The sequence below is a fragment of the Kiloniella spongiae genome, from assembly GCF_001026905.1.
Lineage (GTDB): Bacteria > Pseudomonadota > Alphaproteobacteria > Kiloniellales > Kiloniellaceae > Kiloniella > Kiloniella spongiae.
The window spans coordinates 140,678-159,302 of the sequence record NZ_LAQL01000007.1 but is presented as its reverse complement, the minus strand read 5'-3'; the positions used below and the strand labels follow the sequence as shown (position 1 = coordinate 159,302).

Annotated in this window: 17 protein-coding genes; 11 read left to right on the top strand and 6 right to left on the bottom strand. The window is 45.3% G+C overall.

Translation table 11 applies throughout. The features are described from left to right. Positions 1–5 precede the first annotated feature (5 nt). From carB to pyrF, 4 genes are all read left to right on the top strand, one after another. Entirely contained in the window at positions 6–3,266 is a 3,261-nt protein-coding gene (gene carB / locus WH96_RS12035; protein ID WP_047764415.1) for a carbamoyl-phosphate synthase large subunit, read from the top strand. A gap of 78 nt (positions 3,267–3,344) precedes the next feature. Next, on the top strand, positions 3,345–3,821 hold the full coding sequence (greA, locus tag WH96_RS12030) for a transcription elongation factor GreA (protein WP_047764414.1): 477 nt from the start codon (positions 3,345–3,347) through the stop codon (positions 3,819–3,821). A 185-nt stretch (positions 3,822–4,006) separates the two neighbouring features. Then, complete coding sequence (locus WH96_RS12025; RefSeq protein WP_053005879.1) at positions 4,007–4,573, top strand: histidine phosphatase family protein; 567 nt, start codon at positions 4,007–4,009, stop codon at positions 4,571–4,573. Between the two features lie 50 nt (positions 4,574–4,623). Then, on the top strand, positions 4,624–5,415 hold the full coding sequence (pyrF, locus tag WH96_RS12020; protein WP_047764413.1) for an orotidine-5'-phosphate decarboxylase: 792 nt from the start codon (positions 4,624–4,626) through the stop codon (positions 5,413–5,415). 90 nt (positions 5,416–5,505) lie between these two features. On the opposite strand, the gene WH96_RS12015 is transcribed toward pyrF, so the two are convergent. Continuing rightward, positions 5,506–6,162, bottom strand: a complete 657-nt coding sequence (locus WH96_RS12015; protein ID WP_156176791.1) for a lysozyme inhibitor LprI family protein — start codon at positions 6,160–6,162, stop codon at positions 5,506–5,508. A gap of 28 nt (positions 6,163–6,190) precedes the next feature. Continuing rightward, the gene (locus WH96_RS12010; RefSeq protein ID WP_047764411.1) at positions 6,191–8,290 is read right to left on the bottom strand and encodes a S9 family peptidase; all 2,100 of its coding nucleotides are present in this window, start codon (positions 8,288–8,290) and stop codon (positions 6,191–6,193) included. 126 nt (positions 8,291–8,416) lie between these two features. Between WH96_RS12010 and WH96_RS21775 the strand changes: the two genes are divergently transcribed. The 3 genes from WH96_RS21775 to WH96_RS12000 all read left to right on the top strand — a co-directional run bounded on the left by WH96_RS21775 (position 8,417) and on the right by WH96_RS12000 (position 9,609). Next, positions 8,417–8,593, top strand: coding sequence for a DUF4169 family protein (locus WH96_RS21775; protein WP_082130459.1), 177 nt, complete (start codon positions 8,417–8,419; stop codon positions 8,591–8,593). 202 nt (positions 8,594–8,795) lie between these two features. Continuing rightward, positions 8,796–9,218 carry a MerR family transcriptional regulator gene (locus tag WH96_RS12005; protein WP_047764410.1) on the top strand — a complete coding sequence of 141 codons (423 nt, stop codon included), beginning with the start codon at positions 8,796–8,798 and terminating at the stop codon, positions 9,216–9,218. Next, positions 9,208–9,609: a carboxymuconolactone decarboxylase family protein gene (locus WH96_RS12000; RefSeq protein ID WP_082130458.1), complete on the top strand. Its 402-nt coding sequence runs from the start codon at positions 9,208–9,210 to the stop codon at positions 9,607–9,609. The genes WH96_RS12005 and WH96_RS12000 overlap by 11 nt, the downstream gene beginning before the upstream one ends. An 81-nt stretch (positions 9,610–9,690) precedes the next feature. Here WH96_RS12000 and WH96_RS11995 read toward each other — a convergent pair whose 3' ends face one another. Beyond that, positions 9,691–10,380, bottom strand: a complete 690-nt coding sequence (locus WH96_RS11995) for a cell wall hydrolase (protein WP_053005878.1) — start codon at positions 10,378–10,380, stop codon at positions 9,691–9,693. A 733-nt stretch (positions 10,381–11,113) separates the two neighbouring features. On the opposite strand from WH96_RS11995, the gene WH96_RS11990 reads away from it, so the two are divergent. From WH96_RS11990 to ung, 4 genes are all read left to right on the top strand, one after another. Further along, positions 11,114–11,950, top strand: coding sequence for a DUF748 domain-containing protein (locus WH96_RS11990; protein WP_047764409.1), 837 nt, complete (start codon positions 11,114–11,116; stop codon positions 11,948–11,950). Positions 11,951–12,141: 191 nt separating this feature from the next. Continuing rightward, positions 12,142–13,401: an FAD-dependent monooxygenase gene (locus tag WH96_RS11985; protein ID WP_047764408.1), complete on the top strand. Its 1,260-nt coding sequence runs from the start codon at positions 12,142–12,144 to the stop codon at positions 13,399–13,401. A gap of 178 nt (positions 13,402–13,579) precedes the next feature. Continuing rightward, on the top strand, positions 13,580–14,497 hold the full coding sequence (locus WH96_RS11980; protein WP_047764407.1) for a LysR family transcriptional regulator: 918 nt from the start codon (positions 13,580–13,582) through the stop codon (positions 14,495–14,497). Further along, entirely contained in the window at positions 14,457–15,233 is a 777-nt protein-coding gene (ung, locus tag WH96_RS11975; protein ID WP_245629484.1) for a uracil-DNA glycosylase, read from the top strand. Before WH96_RS11980 ends, ung begins: the two co-directional genes overlap by 41 nt. Positions 15,234–15,287: 54 nt before the next feature. Here ung and WH96_RS11970 read toward each other — a convergent pair whose 3' ends face one another. The 3 genes from WH96_RS11970 to WH96_RS11960 form a co-directional block, all read right to left on the bottom strand. After that, a complete protein-coding gene (locus WH96_RS11970) occupies positions 15,288–15,830 on the bottom strand; it encodes a glycine cleavage system protein R (RefSeq protein ID WP_047764406.1) in 543 nt (180 codons plus the stop codon). Between the two features lie 273 nt (positions 15,831–16,103). Beyond that, positions 16,104–17,330, bottom strand: a complete 1,227-nt coding sequence (locus WH96_RS11965; protein ID WP_047764405.1) for an extracellular solute-binding protein — start codon at positions 17,328–17,330, stop codon at positions 16,104–16,106. Positions 17,331–17,752: 422 nt separating this feature from the next. Continuing rightward, entirely contained in the window at positions 17,753–18,622 is an 870-nt protein-coding gene (locus tag WH96_RS11960) for an ABC transporter permease (RefSeq protein WP_047764404.1), read from the bottom strand. Positions 18,623–18,625 lie beyond the last annotated feature (3 nt).

Sequence of the window (18,625 nt, the reverse complement as noted above, 5' to 3'; positions counted from 1 at the left end):
AGACCATGCCTAAAAGAACAGACATCAAATCCATCATGATCATCGGCGCAGGGCCGATCATTATCGGTCAGGCTTGTGAGTTTGACTATTCCGGCGCACAGGCCTGTAAAGCGCTACGCGAAGAAGGCTACCGGGTTATTCTGGTAAACTCGAACCCGGCAACGATTATGACGGATCCCGGTCTCGCCGATGCAACCTACATCGAACCGATCACACCGGAAGTCGTTGAAAAGATCATCGAGAAAGAAAAACCCGATGCACTTTTGCCAACAATGGGTGGCCAGACAGCCTTGAATACAGGTCTTGCTCTGGAACGCTCTGGTGCATTACACAAACACGGCGTTGAAATGATCGGCGCTAAAGCTGATGTTATCGAAAAAGCCGAAGATCGCTTGCTGTTCAGAACAGCTATGGAAAAAATTGGCCTGAAGTCCCCGCGTTCAAGCGTTGTCCATTCTTACGAAGAAGCTCTAGAAGCTCTGGAAACGGTCGGCATTCCTGCAATTATCCGTCCATCTTTCACTCTCGGCGGTACAGGCGGTGGCATTGCCTATAACCCGGAAGAGTTTGAAGAGATTGTCAAAAACGGTCTGAAAGCTTCACCGACGACAGAAGTTCTGGTCGAACAGTCTGTATTGGGATGGAAAGAGTACGAGATGGAAGTTGTCCGCGACAGCGCAGACAACTGCATCATCATTTGTTCCATCGAAAACATCGATCCTATGGGCATTCATACCGGCGACTCAGTGACTGTCGCTCCGGCTCTGACATTGACAGATAAAGAATACCAGATTCTCAGAGATGCTTCGATTGACTGCCTACGTGAAATCGGTGTCGATACTGGTGGATCGAACGTGCAGTTCGGCCTCAACCCGGAAAATGGTGAGCTCGTGGTCATTGAGATGAACCCGCGTGTGTCTCGCTCTTCCGCTCTGGCTTCCAAAGCAACAGGCTTCCCGATTGCCAAGATCGCAGCAAAGCTTGCGGTTGGTTACACACTGGACGAACTCAAAAATGACATTACCAAGGTAACACCGGCATCTTTTGAGCCGACAATTGATTACGTCGTGACCAAGATCCCGCGCTTTACCTTCGAAAAATTCCCCGGTGCTGAAGATTACCTGACCACAGCGATGAAATCTGTTGGTGAAGCCATGTCTATCGGTCGCTGCTTTGGCGAATCAGTTCAAAAAGCGCTACGGTCCATGGAAACCGGCTTAACCGGCTTTAATGAAGTCGATATCCCTGGTGCTGTTGATGCAAACGGCAATGTCGACAAAGACACCGTTCGTTCCTTCCTGTCGAAGCCAACTAAAGACAGAATGCTAACCATTGCTCAGGCACTGCGTCACGGCTTGACCGTTGAAGAAATTTTTGACGTCACAAAGTTTGATCCATGGTTTGTGCGCCAGATCGAAGACATTGTCTTGATGGAAAATGATATTCGTGAAAACGGCTTGCCAAAAGATCGTCAATCCTTCCTGACCCTAAAGAAAATGGGCTTTGCCGACGCGCGCCTTGCCGAGTTGACCAATCAGGACGAAGCAGAGGTCACCAAACACCGTCATAGCCTGAACGTATCCCCGGTCTTCAAACGGATTGATACCTGCGCAGGTGAGTTCCCGTCCACAACGCCTTATATGTACTCTTGTTACGAAGGCGATGGCGTGAACCCAGCCGAATGTGAATCAGAGCCGACTGACCGCGAAAAAATTATGATCCTTGGCGGTGGCCCAAACCGTATCGGTCAAGGTATCGAGTTTGATTACTGTTGTGTCCATGCGGCCTACGCCCTTAGCGACGCAGGTTACGAGACCATTATGGTCAACTGTAATCCTGAAACTGTTTCCACGGACTACGACACTTCGGACCGTCTCTATTTCGAGCCCCTTACAGGTGAAGACGTTATTGAGATTGCCCGCAAGGAACAAAGCAACGGCACACTCAAGGGTGTAATTGTGCAGTTTGGCGGCCAAACACCGCTTAAACTGTCTCAGGCTCTCGAAGATGCGGGTATTCCGATCCTTGGAACGTCCCCGGATGCCATTGACCTTGCCGAAGATCGGGAGCGCTTCCAGAAGCTCTTGCAGGAACTTGATCTTCGTCAGCCAATCAACGGCACAGCAACGACCAAAGAAGAAGCTTTCGCCGTCGCAGAACGCATTGGCTTCCCGGTTGTTATCCGCCCGTCCTATGTTCTGGGGGGACGTGCCATGGAGATTATTCACGAGACCAGCCAGCTCGAGCGTTATATCAATACCGCGGTGCAAGTATCCGGTAAAAACCCTGTGCTTCTTGATAGCTATCTGCAGGACGCAATTGAGGTGGATGTTGATGCGATTTGCGATGGCAAAGATGTCTTCGTTGCCGGGATTATGGAACACATTGAAGAAGCCGGCATTCACTCTGGTGACTCAGCCTGTTCCCTGCCGCCTTACAGCCTGTCTGAAAGCATTATTGCCGAGATTAATGCGCAAGCCCATAAACTGGCCCTCGCGCTTAATGTTGTTGGCCTGATGAATGTGCAATTCGCGGTTAAAGATGATGTTGTTTACATCCTAGAAGTAAACCCGCGCGCCAGCCGAACAGTTCCGTTTGTTGCGAAAGCCACTGGAAATGCGGTAGCTAAAATTGCCTCCCGTGTCATGGCTGGAGAAAAACTTGCCAATATCGACCTGATCACAGAACGCGGTGACCATATTGCCATCAAGGAAGCTGTTTTCCCCTTCAATCGTTTCCCTGGTGTCGATGTCATGCTTGGCCCTGAAATGCGGTCAACAGGCGAAGTTATGGGTCTGGACACATCCTTTGGCCGAGCCTTCCTCAAAGCACAGATGGCTGTTGGCATTGATCTGCCAGATGAGGGAACAGTCTTCATCTCTGTAAAAGACCGTGACAAAAAAGTCATGGAAGACCTCGCAAAAGATTTACTGGATATGGGCTACAAGATTGTCGCAACCAGCGGCACTGCAACCCATCTTCAGGAAAAAGGCTTCGAAGTTGAGCGCGCTCTGAAGGTTCGTGAAGGTCGACCAAACATTGCCGATACCATCAAATCCGGCAAAGTTCACCTGATCATCAATACAACCGAAGGTGCCAAGGCCATTGCGGACAGTTTTGATATCCGTCGCGGCGCCCTTGATAGCTCGGTTCCGTACTTCACAACTGCTAATGGTGCCCGCGCCATGGTAGAGGCTTTGAAAGCAAAAAGAGAAGGCCTACTTGAAGTCGAGCCACTTCAGGCTTATTTTAAATCTTCGTTCTAATTTAAGTGGCTCCCGATTCTGCCCTATAACGGCGGTGGAATCGGGAGTAACTGTTTGTAAATACGCCTGGAAAAGCGAATGAGTGAAAAGTTCCCTATGACCAAGGAGGGCCTTGCCCGCCTTGAAGAAGAGCTCCGTAACCTGAAAGTTGTCGAGCGTCCGGCAGTGATTCGCGCAATCGCCGAAGCACGCGAACACGGCGACCTATCGGAAAACGCCGAGTACCACGCCGCCCGTGAAAAGCAGAGCTTTATCGAGGGTCGTGTTCTTGAGCTCGAAGCTCGAATTTCCCGTGCAGAGGTTATTGACGTCGCTGCTATGAGCGGTTCAACCGTGAAGTTTGGCGCCACCATAACCATTGCCGACGAAGATACTGATGAAGAATCCACCTATCAACTAGTTGGCGATCTGGAAGCAGATGTAAAAGCGGGACGCATCGCTATCACATCACCGATGGCACGCGCAATGATCGGTAAAGAAGAAGGCGATTCCGTTGAAGTCAGAACACCAGCGGGTGAAAAAGGCTACGAGATCGTCAAGATTGAATATATTTAAGCCACAATTTTTTGGCTAAATAATACCCGGTACCTCTTTTGAGATACCGGGTATTATTTTATATCGTCGGTTTGTTTAATCTTTGCGTTAGGCGTGAAGAAAGAAGTGTAGGTAAAGCGACACGAACAATGAAACAACGACGGGTAAGAGTTAAGCCAAACAACTATAAAATGGATTCATTTTCTATGCTGCTTCACAAAGAATTCTATTACATTCGCCATGGACAAACTGATTGGAACGCCAAGGGTTTGATGCAGGGTTTTACAGATATTCCCTTGAATGACACTGGGCGTAAACAAGCTTACGAAGCGGCTGAATCCATTAAACATGTAAAAATCCAAACTATCTGTGCAAGTCCATTGGGACGGGCACTCGAAACCGCACAAATTCTTAATCAGGTTCTCAATTGCGAAATCGTCATTATTGATGATCTAAAAGAAGCAGGCTTTGGCAATCAAGAAGGGCTTGTCGACGACGGATGGTTCGAAGCCTGGAAAGACGGCGAATTCACCCCTGAAGGGGCAGAAACAAGGCAAGTGTTTATCGAACGCGCAGCAAATGCAGTCAACACAGCCATCAATCGACCCGGTCCAGTTTTAATCGCTGCCCACGGTGGTCTCTATGGGGCCATCAAACATCATTTCGATTTACCGGATTATGAACCACTGCCCAACTGCGCCCTTTGTCATCACACCCCGCCGAACTTGGAAAGCCCTATTTGGCAACGGCGGTTTGTGAACAAGATAAACTAACAACGACATAATCTAATCAGCAGCAAGACATTTGGAAGGGAGCATCAATTATGACATTATTCGAAACCTTATCAAAAGCCCCATATGATGCTCTAACCAGATGTGTCGGGATTGATCCTACCCAAGATACACTATCAGCTTGGGGACTGGATGACACCGCTGCTGGTGCTCGAAAATTTGCGCTGACGATGTTAGAAGCAGCTCACAATAATGCCTCTATTGTAAAACCCCAGGTCGCCTACTTCGAAAGATTTGGGGTCGAAGGCTATAGAGCACTAACTGATATCATTAAGGAGGCAAGGAAAATGGGCCTCCTTGTGCTGGCAGATGCAAAAAGAGGAGACATCGGCTCTACTGTTGATGCTTATTCCAGAGCCTGGCTTGGCAACGATGCCCCTATGCAGGTAGACGCGATCACCGTCACACCCTATCTTGGCTTCGCCTCTCTAGCTCCTTTGCTTGAGAGAGCCTATGACACAGGCGCTTATGTCTTTGTTGTAACACGCTCTTCAAACCCTGAAGGCACTGCTTTACAGGAACACGGCTCACCTAAATTATGGCACTCTATTCTTGATGATATTGCTAATTGGGAAGCAGCCCGTAATAACAAAACCATCGGTGCCGTAGTAGGGGCAACTGTTCCAGAAGATTTGAAATACGCTCTTGATGTCCTGCCTAACGCCTATTTTCTTGCCCCGGGCATCGGTCAACAAGGGGCTAAACCAGATGATGTAAAGGCTTTAACTCCAGATCTGAAGAGAATTATTGTCAACTCTAGCAGAAGACTTGCCGCAGCAGGCCCAAAGGTTTCTGATATTCAAACAGCGATAGAGCAAATTTAAATAAGTATATCATTGTGATTATCTATTACAGTTCGGGCCAGATTAAATAAATCTGGCCCCTCTTATACTTCAGAAGAAGCCTGAAGCCACCTACTCAAAAAATCGAACTGTTTGATAATAGAAAGACTGAGCAAGTTCACTTTTTAGGGATGCGCTGTGAATTTTCATAATAGAACCACCTTGCTCTTGCCCATATGTATAAAAGCTATCCATCAAACTAGCTTCATAAGCCAACCACTTAGTCCTCGCGTCGGAAAGTTGTCCAAACACAGTTTTAGAGGCACTTGTTGAAAGCTCGCGAAATAAATAATCACTTTCACGGCGCCAGCGCTCTGCACTTTGATGAAAACACCCTGCAATATCCAAGGTCGTCACTGCTGTTTCGAGGCACGTCTTCTCAAGAAGCCCTATTGGATTATCTGGTCGAGCGAAGACGACCTTAAAGAATTCGGCCTCTGACTTATGACGCACGCCAACACCTTTGTTTGCATCAATCACCAATTCAAATTTCTCACCAACACTCCATTTCTCAATTTGCTCATAAGTAATAAAGCGATAATAGAAAGCCGCTTCCAGTTCTTTGCCCTTCTCGGTCAGGAAATACACATAACCCGGATCGTGGAACTCTTTATAAACCAACTCTTTCACGATCTGAGTTTGTGAACTCTCATCGGCTTTGGCTTCAAGAATTGTAAAAGCGCAAAGGAGAGGTAACATCTTCAAAAAACGGAAATAGTTTTTCTTCATACCATCTTCCTCAGCTTCGAAAATTCTTTTAAATCTCAAACACTTTCAATAAAAACGCATCCATCAGGGCCACTTCTTTCAACCGCTCGAAACGCCCGGATGCGCCGCCGTGGCCTGCGGACATATTGGTTTTGAAGATCAGATGGTTGGTATCTGTTTTAAGTTCACGTAAACGCGCAACCCATTTAGCCGGTTCCCAATAGGTCACGCGAGGATCAGTCAATCCAGCCGTTACCAGTATATTCGGATAATCTTGTGCTCTTACATTATCAACAGGGGAATAGGATTTGATGTAATCATATGCCGCTTTATCGGCAATCGGGTTGCCCCATTCCGGCCATTCAGGTGGCGTCAACGGCAAGGTTTCATCACACATGGTTGTCAGCACATCCACAAAAGGCACATCTGCAACAATCGCCTTGAATAGATCTGGCCGCATGTTGGAAATCACACCCATTAGCATACCGCCCGCACTCCCGCCATGTGCCGCGATTTGCCCCGCAGCGGTATAGCCCTCCGCAATTAGATGCTCTGCCGCGGCGATAAAATCGATGAAGGTATTCTTCTTCTTGTCCATTTTACCATCAAGATACCAGCCATAGCCCTTGTCTGTACCACCGCGAATATGAGCAATGGCATAGACAAAACCACGGTCCACCAGTGAAAAGCTGTTGCGCATAAAACCTGCAGGAATGGCATTCCCATAAGATCCGTAGCCATAGAGCAAGAGCGGTGCTTTGCCATCCAGTTCAGTATCTTTTCTATGCATCAGAGAGATCGGCACGAGCGCGCCATCATGCGAAGGAGCCAATAGCCTGCGAACAATGTAGTCGTCCGGACTATGCCCACTCGGAATTTCATCTTCTTTGCGTAGTGTCCGCTCCCGGCTTTCCATATCGTAATCAAAAACGCACGCCGGTGTCGACGGCGATGAATAGCTAAAGCGGAGTGTTTTGGTATCAAATTCATATCCACCGGACATACCAAGACTGTAAGCCTCTTCATCAAAAGCGATCTCGTGCTCCTGGTCATCAAAAAAGTGCGTCACAATGATTTTAGGCAGACCTTCAACACGCTCCAGTCTTGCCATAAAGTCCTTGAACACAATCAGGCTCAGAATCAAAACGCCCGGTTTGTGAGCAATCAGATCTTTCCAATTTCCCCGTTCCGTCTTGTCTAAAGACGTTTCACAGATTTTGAAATCCACTGCATCATCAGCATTCGTCAAAATAAGAAGACGCCCCTCATGATCACTAACATCATATTCAATACCCGGTTCACGTACTGATACGACAACAGGTTTTGATGCAGGATTATTTGCAGGAATTAAATGGACTTCTGATGTTTGGTGATCATGCGCCAATATATGAATGAACTTGCCGGACTCACTTTTACCGATGCCAACAAAAAAGCCAGAATCGTTTTCTTCATATACCAGCACATCAAGGTTTTCGTTATCGCCCAGATAATGTCGAAGAACTTTTGACGGACGATGATTATCATCCAGTACAGTATAAAACAGTGTTTGATTATCAGCTGCCCAAACCACTGACCCCGATGTACTGTCGATTACATCGTCCAGTTCCGCCCCCGTCACCAGATCCTTAATTCTCAGGGTGTAATATTCAGATCCCTTTTCATCGACACTATAGGCGACATAACGATGATCCGGACTGTGAGTACAACTCGCAATCTGGAAAAAATCTTTGCCCTCGGCCTTTTTGTTACCATCAAGAAGAACCTCTTCGTTTCCTTGATTATCTATTGGTTTACGACAGAAAATCGGGTGCTGTTGTCCTTCTTCATAACGAACATAATAAAGCCATGGACCATCGGGCGATGGCACAGATGAATCATCCTCTTTAATCCGCCCTTTCAATTCCTCAAACAATCGTTTTTGCAAATCGCCTGTATCAGCCATAACAGCTTTGCAATAACCGTTTTCCTGTTCAAGATAGTTCCGAATATCTGGCGCCAGCTTATCCGGTTGCCGCATAACTTCCTGCCAATTATCCGCCCGCAACCACGCATAAGGATCTTCGCGTCGATCATTGTGAAGTTCATGTACGTAAGGTTTTTGCTCCGCTTTTGGGGCAAAGGTATTTTCAGATACAAGGCGGCTGCTCATCTTGGTTCCATCTGGTCATAAAAAAGTTCTGGTACAGAAGCATTAAATGGTTACATCATATTATGAAACAAGAAACGACAGGAAATTGCATCTGACAACAGCGCTTATAAAAGGCAGAAACATTTCATGAGTAATGTTATCAATTTAAAGCAGGCTCGTAAGAACAAGGCGCGCGAAGAAAAGGCTGTAAAGGCCGCTGACAACCGGATTGAATTCGGCCGAACAAAAGTAGAAAAAGAAGCCTCCAAGATCGAAAATAAACGTCAGGCAAAGATCGTTGACGACCACAAACTTGATTCATAAATCAATCCCCAACTGACGCATAAAATCCTACAACTCCCTACATATTTAAATTCTTTTATAAAAACACTCTTGACCTAGAGTGTGCTCCAGCATTTACGATATAATTTATCTATCCCAAAGAGCATAGAGAGCGTTGACGCAGTGCCCAAAAGCACGATGCAGGTAAACGCTTCTATTCGCGAACAAATGGACGAGAAAAGTTATGTATATCGGTGAGCTTTCAGCCCAGAGTGGTCTCTCCATAGATACTCTTCGTTATTACGAAAAGATCGGTTTGATCCCAGACACCAACAGAGATCACGGTGGACGGCGAGTGTACCAGCCTTCCATCAAAGACTGGATCAGCTTTTTAAAGAAGCTCCGGGCCACTGGAATGGGCGTCAAGGACATGGCCCACTACGCCGCTTTGAGAGAACTTGGGCCAGAGACTGCAAGTCAGCGACGCCAGATGCTTGAAGAAAGGCGGGAAATTGTCAAAGACAAGATCACAGAACTTTCTGATTGCCTGAATTTGTTGAATTACAAAATTGATTTGTACAAAAAAATAGAAGCATCCGATAGTAAAGTAAACTCCCCGCTGGAAGCCGGAGTTCAAACCAAAGGTATTTTGAAAAATGACGATTAAAACAATGGATAAATCAGCACTCCAAAAGGGACGTGACTATGCAGCAGAAAATTTGGCCCCAAATATAGAGAAAATTTTAGGAGAGCGTTATGATGCTATGGTTCCGGACATGTCAGAAAGTCTTATTGAATGGGCCTATGGGCGCCATTATTGCCGAGAAGGCCTTGATGCAAAAACCAGACAGCTCTGTACGGTTGCTGCATTAACTGTGTTGGGTGGACATACAGCACCTCAGCTTAAAATCAATATCGAGCATGCGCTCAAAAGTGGGGCCAATAAAAAAGAAATTGCAGAAGCAATCTGGCAAATGGCCGTATACGGTGGCTTACCTGCTGCAATTAATGGATTAAATACGGCAAAAGAAGTTTTTGAAGCTCAAAAGACACAATAGTGGTTATATAAAAAATCATTCCGATACAAAAAAAGCGCCATAGAAATTGGCGCTTTTTTACATTTTGACTTCAGCAGTAAATCACTTCACTTCAAGAGAAGCAACTTCCAGATCATCCGTTTTCTCGCGATAGAAAATGTGACGCCCGATTGTTGGTCCTTCATCAAAAGCGGTACGCCATTTAGGATTCACATAATCAGCGTGATACCAAAGAGCTCCTTCGCTTACATCATTGGAAACGCCCCAATATACATAGCGTGCAAGCTTTTGCGCTTCTTCCCAAGATGCCTGATCTTTGATCTCGTCCTTCTTGCCATCACACCACCAAGAGAATTGGCATTTGTTTAGACGAGAAGATCCACCTTGCTGCACGACACCACAAATAGTCGAAGGAAATCTTTTGCTAGCAACGCGATTGAGAACAACATGGGCAACAGCACGTTTCCCACTTGTATTCTCACTACGAGATTCAAAATAGATGTTCTGTGCCAGACACTCTAATTCAGTATCATAGCTAGCTGGTGTTGGGCGACGGCGTTCCAGCTCTGGCAGAACAGCGTAATCACGTGCTAAAGGCCTCACATCAACAGGGGAAATAAAGTCACCTTCAGCAACTTGAACAGCTTGCGCGTTCTTCTGTGCATCTGGTGCAATCAAACCAGCGCTGATAACAAGCGCAAAAAGGAATGATGAAAATCCATACCAATGACTGCGGAATTGGCCACGTAGCCGATATCCCATCCGTCTGATCTGTCGTAAACCACGTCTCATTTAAGTACCTCAGTTTATCACTTCAGCAGCTTCTTCAAGCCCGTGCTCACACAGCCTGTATCATTGTGAGCGTACCCCGATATGGGGATGAATAGAAAACAAACAACCCTATGTCGCTTGCTACGTTCAAATCTTTACAAGAGATTAACATCAAGAGTCAAAGAAATATTTATCATGAATTAGAGACAAAAGCACACAAAATTACTTATATCACCAATGAATACACAAACTAAAAACATCTATTACTTTAAAAATATCGTTATTACTTTAAATAAAAAATAATAAGCCATGCAACTTTCGCATGGTCCCTATGCTACCTAATGAAAAGCGACCTTATTTATTGTGATAAAAATGAGACTTCGCTTCCAAGAAAATTGAAAACAATCAATCAATTGATAAATAACACTTTTTAAAGAAAGATCCTTTTTCAATGAATTCTTCACGTTAACAATTTTTATTTAAAAAGCCCCCTGTGACAAAATTACAACTGGCAAAAAGCATTCGAAACAGTCTTAAAACACCTCTTATTTAAATTAACCTTTTTACTTCAAGCGTTAACCATATTTACTATACTAAAACCTCTTGGTTTATATGGATTCACTCAGCCAATTACCCCCCGTCCTTCCAATATTTTACTCAGAAATGACATCGTTTTGCGGCATCTACCTATAGATTTTAGCTGTCACAGATGTTTAAGTGCCCTATCACAAAAACCTCGGGGAAGCCTGAAACAATGAACAAGACCATTAAAGTTGCTGGCATCACACTCATCTCGATCGCTGTACTGATCGTTGTTGGTGTCATTTTTATATATTCATCTCTGGATTCAATCGTCAAAGCAGCCGTTGAAAGCGTTGCTTCGGACATGACTCAGACAGAAGTCACACTGGATAATGTCTCAATCTCTCCAACCACCGGTGAGGGAAGCCTAAGCGGCTTTACCATGAGTAACCCAGAAGGCTTTAAGTCCGATGATGCTTTTAAATTCGAGAACATCAGCATCAAAGTTGACCCGACCTCTATCGCAAACGATGTCGTCATAATCAACGAAATCAGAATAACGGCTCCTCATATAACTTATGAAGTTGGCCCCTCGAAAAGTAACATTGATACAATCAACGAAAATGCCCAGACAAATAGTAACTCGTCTGAGAGTTCAGATAGTGGATCAGATTCAGGCCCTAAATTTATCGTTGAACACCTGTATCTTAATGACGGCGAAATTTCTGTTGCCGCCGCTCCACTTGGCGACAAAACAATTGATGTTGCTTTACCTAACATCCATCTCAAAGACATTGGCAAAGGTGACAGCGGTGCCAGCCCTGATGTTATTTTAAAAGCTGCTCTTGGCGCAGTTAGCAAAAACATCACTGGTGCTTTAGGATCTGTTGACCTGAAAGGGTTAGCCAAGGGCGTAACTGATGGGGTCAAAGGTGTTGCCGATGGCGTCGCCGATGGTGCGTCGGCAGTCACGGATACAGTGGGCGATGCTGCTTCAGGTGCGGGCGAAGGCCTAAAAGACGCAGCCGATGGTGCTGGAGATGCTCTAAAAGGTCTGCTTGGCGACTAAATAAACCCTATGCTAATCGACTAGACGTAAATAAAAATGGAGCCCTTGAGTATAAGTGGCTCCATTTTTTTGTCATATTATGAAAAATCTTAGAACTGTGACAAGACAACGCCTTGCACCACTGCTAGTTTGAGAGTACCTCAAATATAAAACAATATATTTCGCATTCAGCACAAGTGTAACCAGAAACAATGACTAACCAGAACCCTCTCCCAATGCTAACAAATCAGGTTCAGATCATCGGTGGAGGATTGGCTGGGTTAAGTCTTTGTGCAGCGCTTGGAACAGCGGGCATAAAAACACTTCTGATTGACCTTGAACCTCCTTTGCCGGAAAACCCTTATCAAGATGCAAAAGATAACCGCACAACAGCACTAATCCAAAACTCGATCAATTTACTCAATGCTTGTGGCACTTGGGTTGGGTGTGAAGAATACGCCACAGCTCTAACCGTCATGCGAATTGTTAATCTGCCCCGGGGAAAACAAAAATACCCTAGTTCAACAAATTTTGATTCCCGGGAAATAAACGACAGCGCCTTTGGTTTTAATGTACCAAATGCCGTTTTGCGAAGAGCTTTGTGTAACAGATTAAATGAACTCCCTTCTGTCACGCACCTGACCTCAACAAAGATGGAAACCCTAGAGGCCAGAGAAAACGGTTATATTCTCAATCTATCCAACGGGCAGAAATCTATAGCAGAATTAACGGTTGGCGCAGACGGAAAAAATTCCCCCAGCCGTAAAGCCGTCGGCATTAAATCCATGTCTTGGCCTTACCCACAGACAGCGATAACTTGTTATATAGAACACAGCAAGCCACACCAAAACGTCTCAACAGAAACCCATTACCCCGCAGGTCCTTTCACCCTCGTTCCCATGATGGGAAAACGATCTTCCATTGTCTGGGTAGAAGAAACCTCGTTGGCAAAAAAACTACTTGGTTTGGATGAAGAAGGTTTTACCAAGGCACTTAAAGAGAAAATCAAAGGACGTTTGGGAACTGTAAAGCTGTTTGGAAAACGGGGCGGTTTCCCCATTTCTGCCATGCTCAGCAATTCCTTTCACGATCAACGCTTTGCCCTGATTGCGGAAGCTGCACACGCGTTGCCCCCGATTGCTGCCCAGGGACTTAACCTTAGCTTACGAGATGTCGCTGTTCTTGCAGAACTACTAATTGACCAAAACAATAAAGGAAACGATCTCGGTGACATTCAGTTGCTCGAAGAATATGACAGAGCCAGGCGCTTTGATGTTTTTACTCGCTTAGCCGCAGCAGACGGCCTAAACAGATTTGCATCTAATGACAGCGCAATCCTGCACAAGGTCCGGGATCTTGGGTTGTCCGCAGTCCGGAATTTTGCCCCCTTACGCCATTTCATGATGAAATCAGGTATGACGTCTCCCCTAGGCACCCCAAGTCTAATGACTGGCAAGGAAATAAAAAAATAATCGACGAATGTCGCCAGAGTTATATGACATTGGCGCTTTGATGAATGGCTTTCAAAACATATCCCCTTATATCTTTTAGGGATATGTTATATATATCCTTATGTCAGGAATTCGGCACGCCGTAGTTCTAAAATAATAACAAAACAATAAACTCACTGCACCACAGGAGGTGACGACCTTGGATTTGCGCCAATTGGAACTACTCTGTGCGCTGGCGCGCGAAAAGCATTTTGGACGAGCAGCTAAAAACTGCAACATTTCACAGCCCGCTTTTTCCGCCAGAATTCGACAGCTGGAAAATGAACTTGGCGTTCCAATCGTCAAGCGAGAGCGCAGTTTTCAGGGATTAACAACCGAGGGAGAACTGGTTGTCTCCATCGCACAGCGCATTTTGGCAGAAGCCCGTACTTTGAAACAATCCCTAAGCCAAATGAGTAAAGGCTTGGCCGGGCATCTTCGTATCGGGGCCATTCCATCAGCCATGCCGATGATGTCACTCATCAAAAATCCTTTTTGCGAAGCCCACCCGAACATAACCGTTTCCATTTTATCTCTCTCCTCAGCAGAGATTCAGCTAGGTTTGGAAAAATTCGATCTAGAAGTCGGCGTCACTTATCTGAGCAGCGAACTTAGTACCAACGTCGAGAGCCACGAGTTATATCACGAAGAATACTCCCTCATTCACAAAGCAGACGGCCCTCTGAAAGATCACAAGACGATTACCTGGCAGGAAGCCGCCGAAATCCCGCTCAGCCTTTTGACGCGTGATATGCAGTACCGCCGCATTATTGACAAAACTTTTGAAGAATTAGACTGTTTCGTCACTCCCCACACGCAAACAAATTCCATTACACAGCTTCTGCATGAAACGAGATTTGGGAATACGTCCAGCATCGTTCCTATCAGCCTGATTCATGTTCTGCGAAATTTGGAAGGCGTTGTTGCCATCCCGCTTTCTGAGCCAAGACTTGTTAATAAGATCGGTATGATTATCGCAAAAAGAGAACCGAGTTCGCCCATTGCCAAAGAGTTCTTCAAACATACCAAGCGTTTGGATGTCGAAAAACTGTTGCATGAAGCTGGACAAGAAAGCTGAAACCATTCTTAACGATAGAGACCAACCAATATCTGTGATGAGTACACCATCAGACACCATCAAGCTCGACCCGAGCTGGAAAGAAGCCCTGTCTTCTGAGTTCAGCAAAGATTACATGCGCAACTTGAAAGTTTTTTTGAAACAGCAAAAGGACAATCGAAAAGTTATCTTCCCCAAGGGAAATGAGTACTTTCAGGCGCTTGATCTCACACCGATCGATAAAGTCAAAATCGTTATTTTAGGACAAGATCCTTACCACGGACCAGGGCAAGCTCATGGTTTGTGTTTTTCAGTAAGACCCGATGTCCCCATTCCGCCTTCTCTTAGGAATATTTATAAAGAAATGGAACAGGATCTTGATATTCATCAACCTGCCCATGGCTTCCTAAACTCTTGGGCCGAACAGGGCGTCTTACTGCTTAATTCAGTTTTAACCGTCGAGCAAAACAAAGCCGGATCACATCAAGGGCGCGGCTGGGAACTCTTCACGGACAAAATAATCGAAACGCTCAACGATCGGCATGACGGATTAGTCTTTATGCTATGGGGAAGTTATGCGCAAAAGAAAGGTGCCGTCATTGATCGTGATCGACATCTTGTTTTGCAATCGCCGCATCCCTCCCCTCTCAGCGCACATCGCGGTTTTTTTGGCAATCAGCATTTCTCAACAGCAAATACTTATTTGGAACAACAAAAAAAGACAGCCATCAACTGGTTACTTCCTGAAAATCCATAGTATCTTCAGAACCAGCTTTTGACTGTCTTTATAAATGATCGATAGAATACGGGTTTAAATCCGTGTCACAGTTCCTTGTAAATCATCCATTGTGATATCGACAAATAACTGATTTGCCAGATCTTCCAGCTGATCACGAATACTATCAACAGGAACAGATGACGGGATAGCAATGTTAATCTCGGCGCTGAAAATCCTCTCAGAAGACATCGCGCCATCCTGACAGTCAGTAGAAATTTCATTGATCCCTATTTTCTTCTCTGCCAGAGCATGGGAAATATCTTGAACGATTCCGGGGTGATCCGGGCCAATAATTTCCAGGCTAAGCTCACGTAGTGTCTCATCAGAACCTGATTTAGCTTCTTGTTCGATGATCAACTGGCAGTTTGCGCACCCCAGAGATTGAATATCACGCTCAAGCGCTTCATGATTAGCTTCAGGAACTGAAACGCGAACAATACCTGCAAAGGTATTTGATAATCTGGTCATCCGGCTTTCCAGCCAATTCCCACCATGCTTATTTACCATAGTGGACAAGTCATCAACCAACCCAGGCCGGTCAGAGCCAATAACTGTAAGGATAATGGTATTCGCCATGTCACAATTCCTTTTCCTGTGCATCATATAGTTAGTATAGATCGCAAACCCTCTACTGTTTGTACAAAAACGACTTTATTGTGGCTTTTAATAACATAAAATTTCAATTCACATAAAAATTAAACTCGACCCATCTTACAAGTTAGCCTTTACCATCAACAGTATACACAATATTTGAAGTCGAATACCCGAATTATGCTGCCAGCATTCATTCTAATGCCAGCATTGCGGCAAAAGGCAATTTTTTACCTTTCAAGAAACTGAATAGAAAAATCAGGCTTCTATGTATTTCCGCACATACACATCCCGTAAATCTTTGAACCAAGCGACCTCGGGTTTAAGCCAATAGAGATCGTCGATCATCTTGCCGTCATCATACGAAAAATTAAATCGTTCCTGTGCTGCAAGATCCAACTCTTCATGGGCATCTTTCACAGCAGAATTATACCCAGAATAGGCCATAAACATTCCAGCTCCCTTTGGCGAGAACAGCCAGTTGATCAGCTCATAGCTCTGATCCACATTCTGGCTTCCCTCTGGAATGGCAAGTGTATCCATCCATGCGAGCGCTCCTTCTTTCGGGGCCAGAAATTTAAACCTGCTGGTTGTTTGCTTCCATAGTGTATGCGCTGCACCTCCCCAACCTTGTCCAATAACGCAATTATTAAGTGTAAAGGCCGAGGCTAAACCTTCTGTATCCATCCAAAATTGGCGGACATGTGATTTATGCTCTTGGGCAAAAAGAAGGGCTTCCCCCAGAATCTGGCGGGCAAGATCTTCGTTGACATAGGCTGAATTCAAACGCTCACCAGTACCATCCAGCATCAATGCCATTGACGTCAGTGCGGATTCTGGACGCGTTGCGACAAAGCCTTTGTTTTCAATTGACCATTGGTCATTCCACGAAAGTTCACCCGGTTGATAGTCTCTCAAAATGCTATCGAACACGATACCTTCGCAGCCCCAGGCAAAAGGTAATGCATATCTCCGCCCCCTGTATATCGTCCCCATATTTTCAGCATTCTTCAAAATACTGCTATGTATAAGGTCAAGATTAAGTTTTTCCTCTTCAATCGGCCGTAAAAGATCTTTGGCCAAATACCAGTTTGTTAAAAAGGAAGACGACGGAAAAACCAGATCAAATCCGTACCCCTTGGTCGCTTTCAAGGTAAGCAGGGCTTCACTATTACTGTCGTATTCCGTCAAATAAATTTGAATGCCGGTATCTTTTTTGAACTCCGCAATCATTTCATCACTGAAATACCCCTGCCAGGAAAAGACTTCTAATTCCTGTTCTGCGCTAATGGCCGGTGATGCAAGAGAAGGTGATGCAAGAAAGGATGATGCACAACCAATCCCGGCAAGACCAATCGTACCTTTTAAAAGATGACGACGACTAATTTCATGATCTGATTTTTTTGCTCTAACAGTGCTTTTCTCGGAATGAGATCGACGAGAAGTCAATAGGCTTTGAACAAGTGGGCGATACGGCACGACCATGGACTGATACTTTCTAATACATTCTTGATCGAGACATGCGACCAAGCCCCCACTTAATCCACTTGTCTGATTTGGTTAAATAAAACTTCATCAAAATACAAATCATACTCTTGTTAGAGATCAGTCCCCAAGCCTCCAACAAGCATTTAAACGCAGCATAATAGGCCCGCCACAAAAAAGCCACTCAGAAAGTAACTCTGAACTTATGATGTAACGGATAAAAAGTTCGAGATAAAAAAGTCAGAAATAAAAAAAGCCGGAGACAAAAAAAGACCGGGCTAGAAAGCCCGGTCAAGTCATGTGGGGTAAGTTACTCGAAGAGCAACTTCCTTTTTATGCGTCGACCTTTCGGATCGACCGACGCATAACTCTTGTGGTCAATCAGCACAGGAATTTCTCAATTCCTTAACAGCACCACGCTATTACTCACTGTCCGGCACCTTTTTATCTCGCTGGACAAATACAGAAATCAAGGCCAAGACACCTGATACGACCATCAAAATCAATGACACAGCATTCAACGCAGGGGTCGACCCTTGCTTGAGGCGGTCAAACATTGTGATTGTCAGGGGAGAGTCCGATCCCACCAACATCAGGGTTGTGTTGAAGTTTTCAAAAGACATCAGGAAACAAACAATCCCCGCCCCAATCATTGCGGGCTTCAAAAAGGGAAGTGTAATGGTCTTAACCGCTTCCCATTTTGTTGCCCCCAAGTTCAAGGCAGCTTCTTCTAAACTGGTATCAAACTTGCGCAGGCGCGCAGAAATCACTAGCGTCGTAATCGTCGTCACAAAGGCAAACTGCCCCATAATAACGATAAACAAGCCCGGGCGTAGGAAGTCCAGATCCAGCCCAAAGCTATCTTCGACACCATTGGCGATTGAGTTTGTGAAAATCAAAATCGAGATCCCCAAAATCACACCTGGGATAACCAATGGCATTAGGGCGAAGATATAGAGTACATTTTTACCTGGGAAGGTATGGCGTTCGAACAAAAACGCATTACAGGTTCCGACAAAGACGGACAGCAGTGTCACACAGATGGCAATAAAGCCGGAATAACCAATTGATTCCAGAAGCTGCCCATCATTAAACACACCAAGGCGAGGGGCTTCTGTACCAATGAACCAGTCAAAGGTAACGCCATTCCAAGGCATGGATGGGAACAGACTATCATTGAACGCAAACACGCCAACCACCACAAGTGGTGCCGCCAGATAGATGAAAAACAGCGTTATATAAGCGGCATAAAGACGGGTACTGAACTTTGACTGAGGAAGAGACGGTATCATATC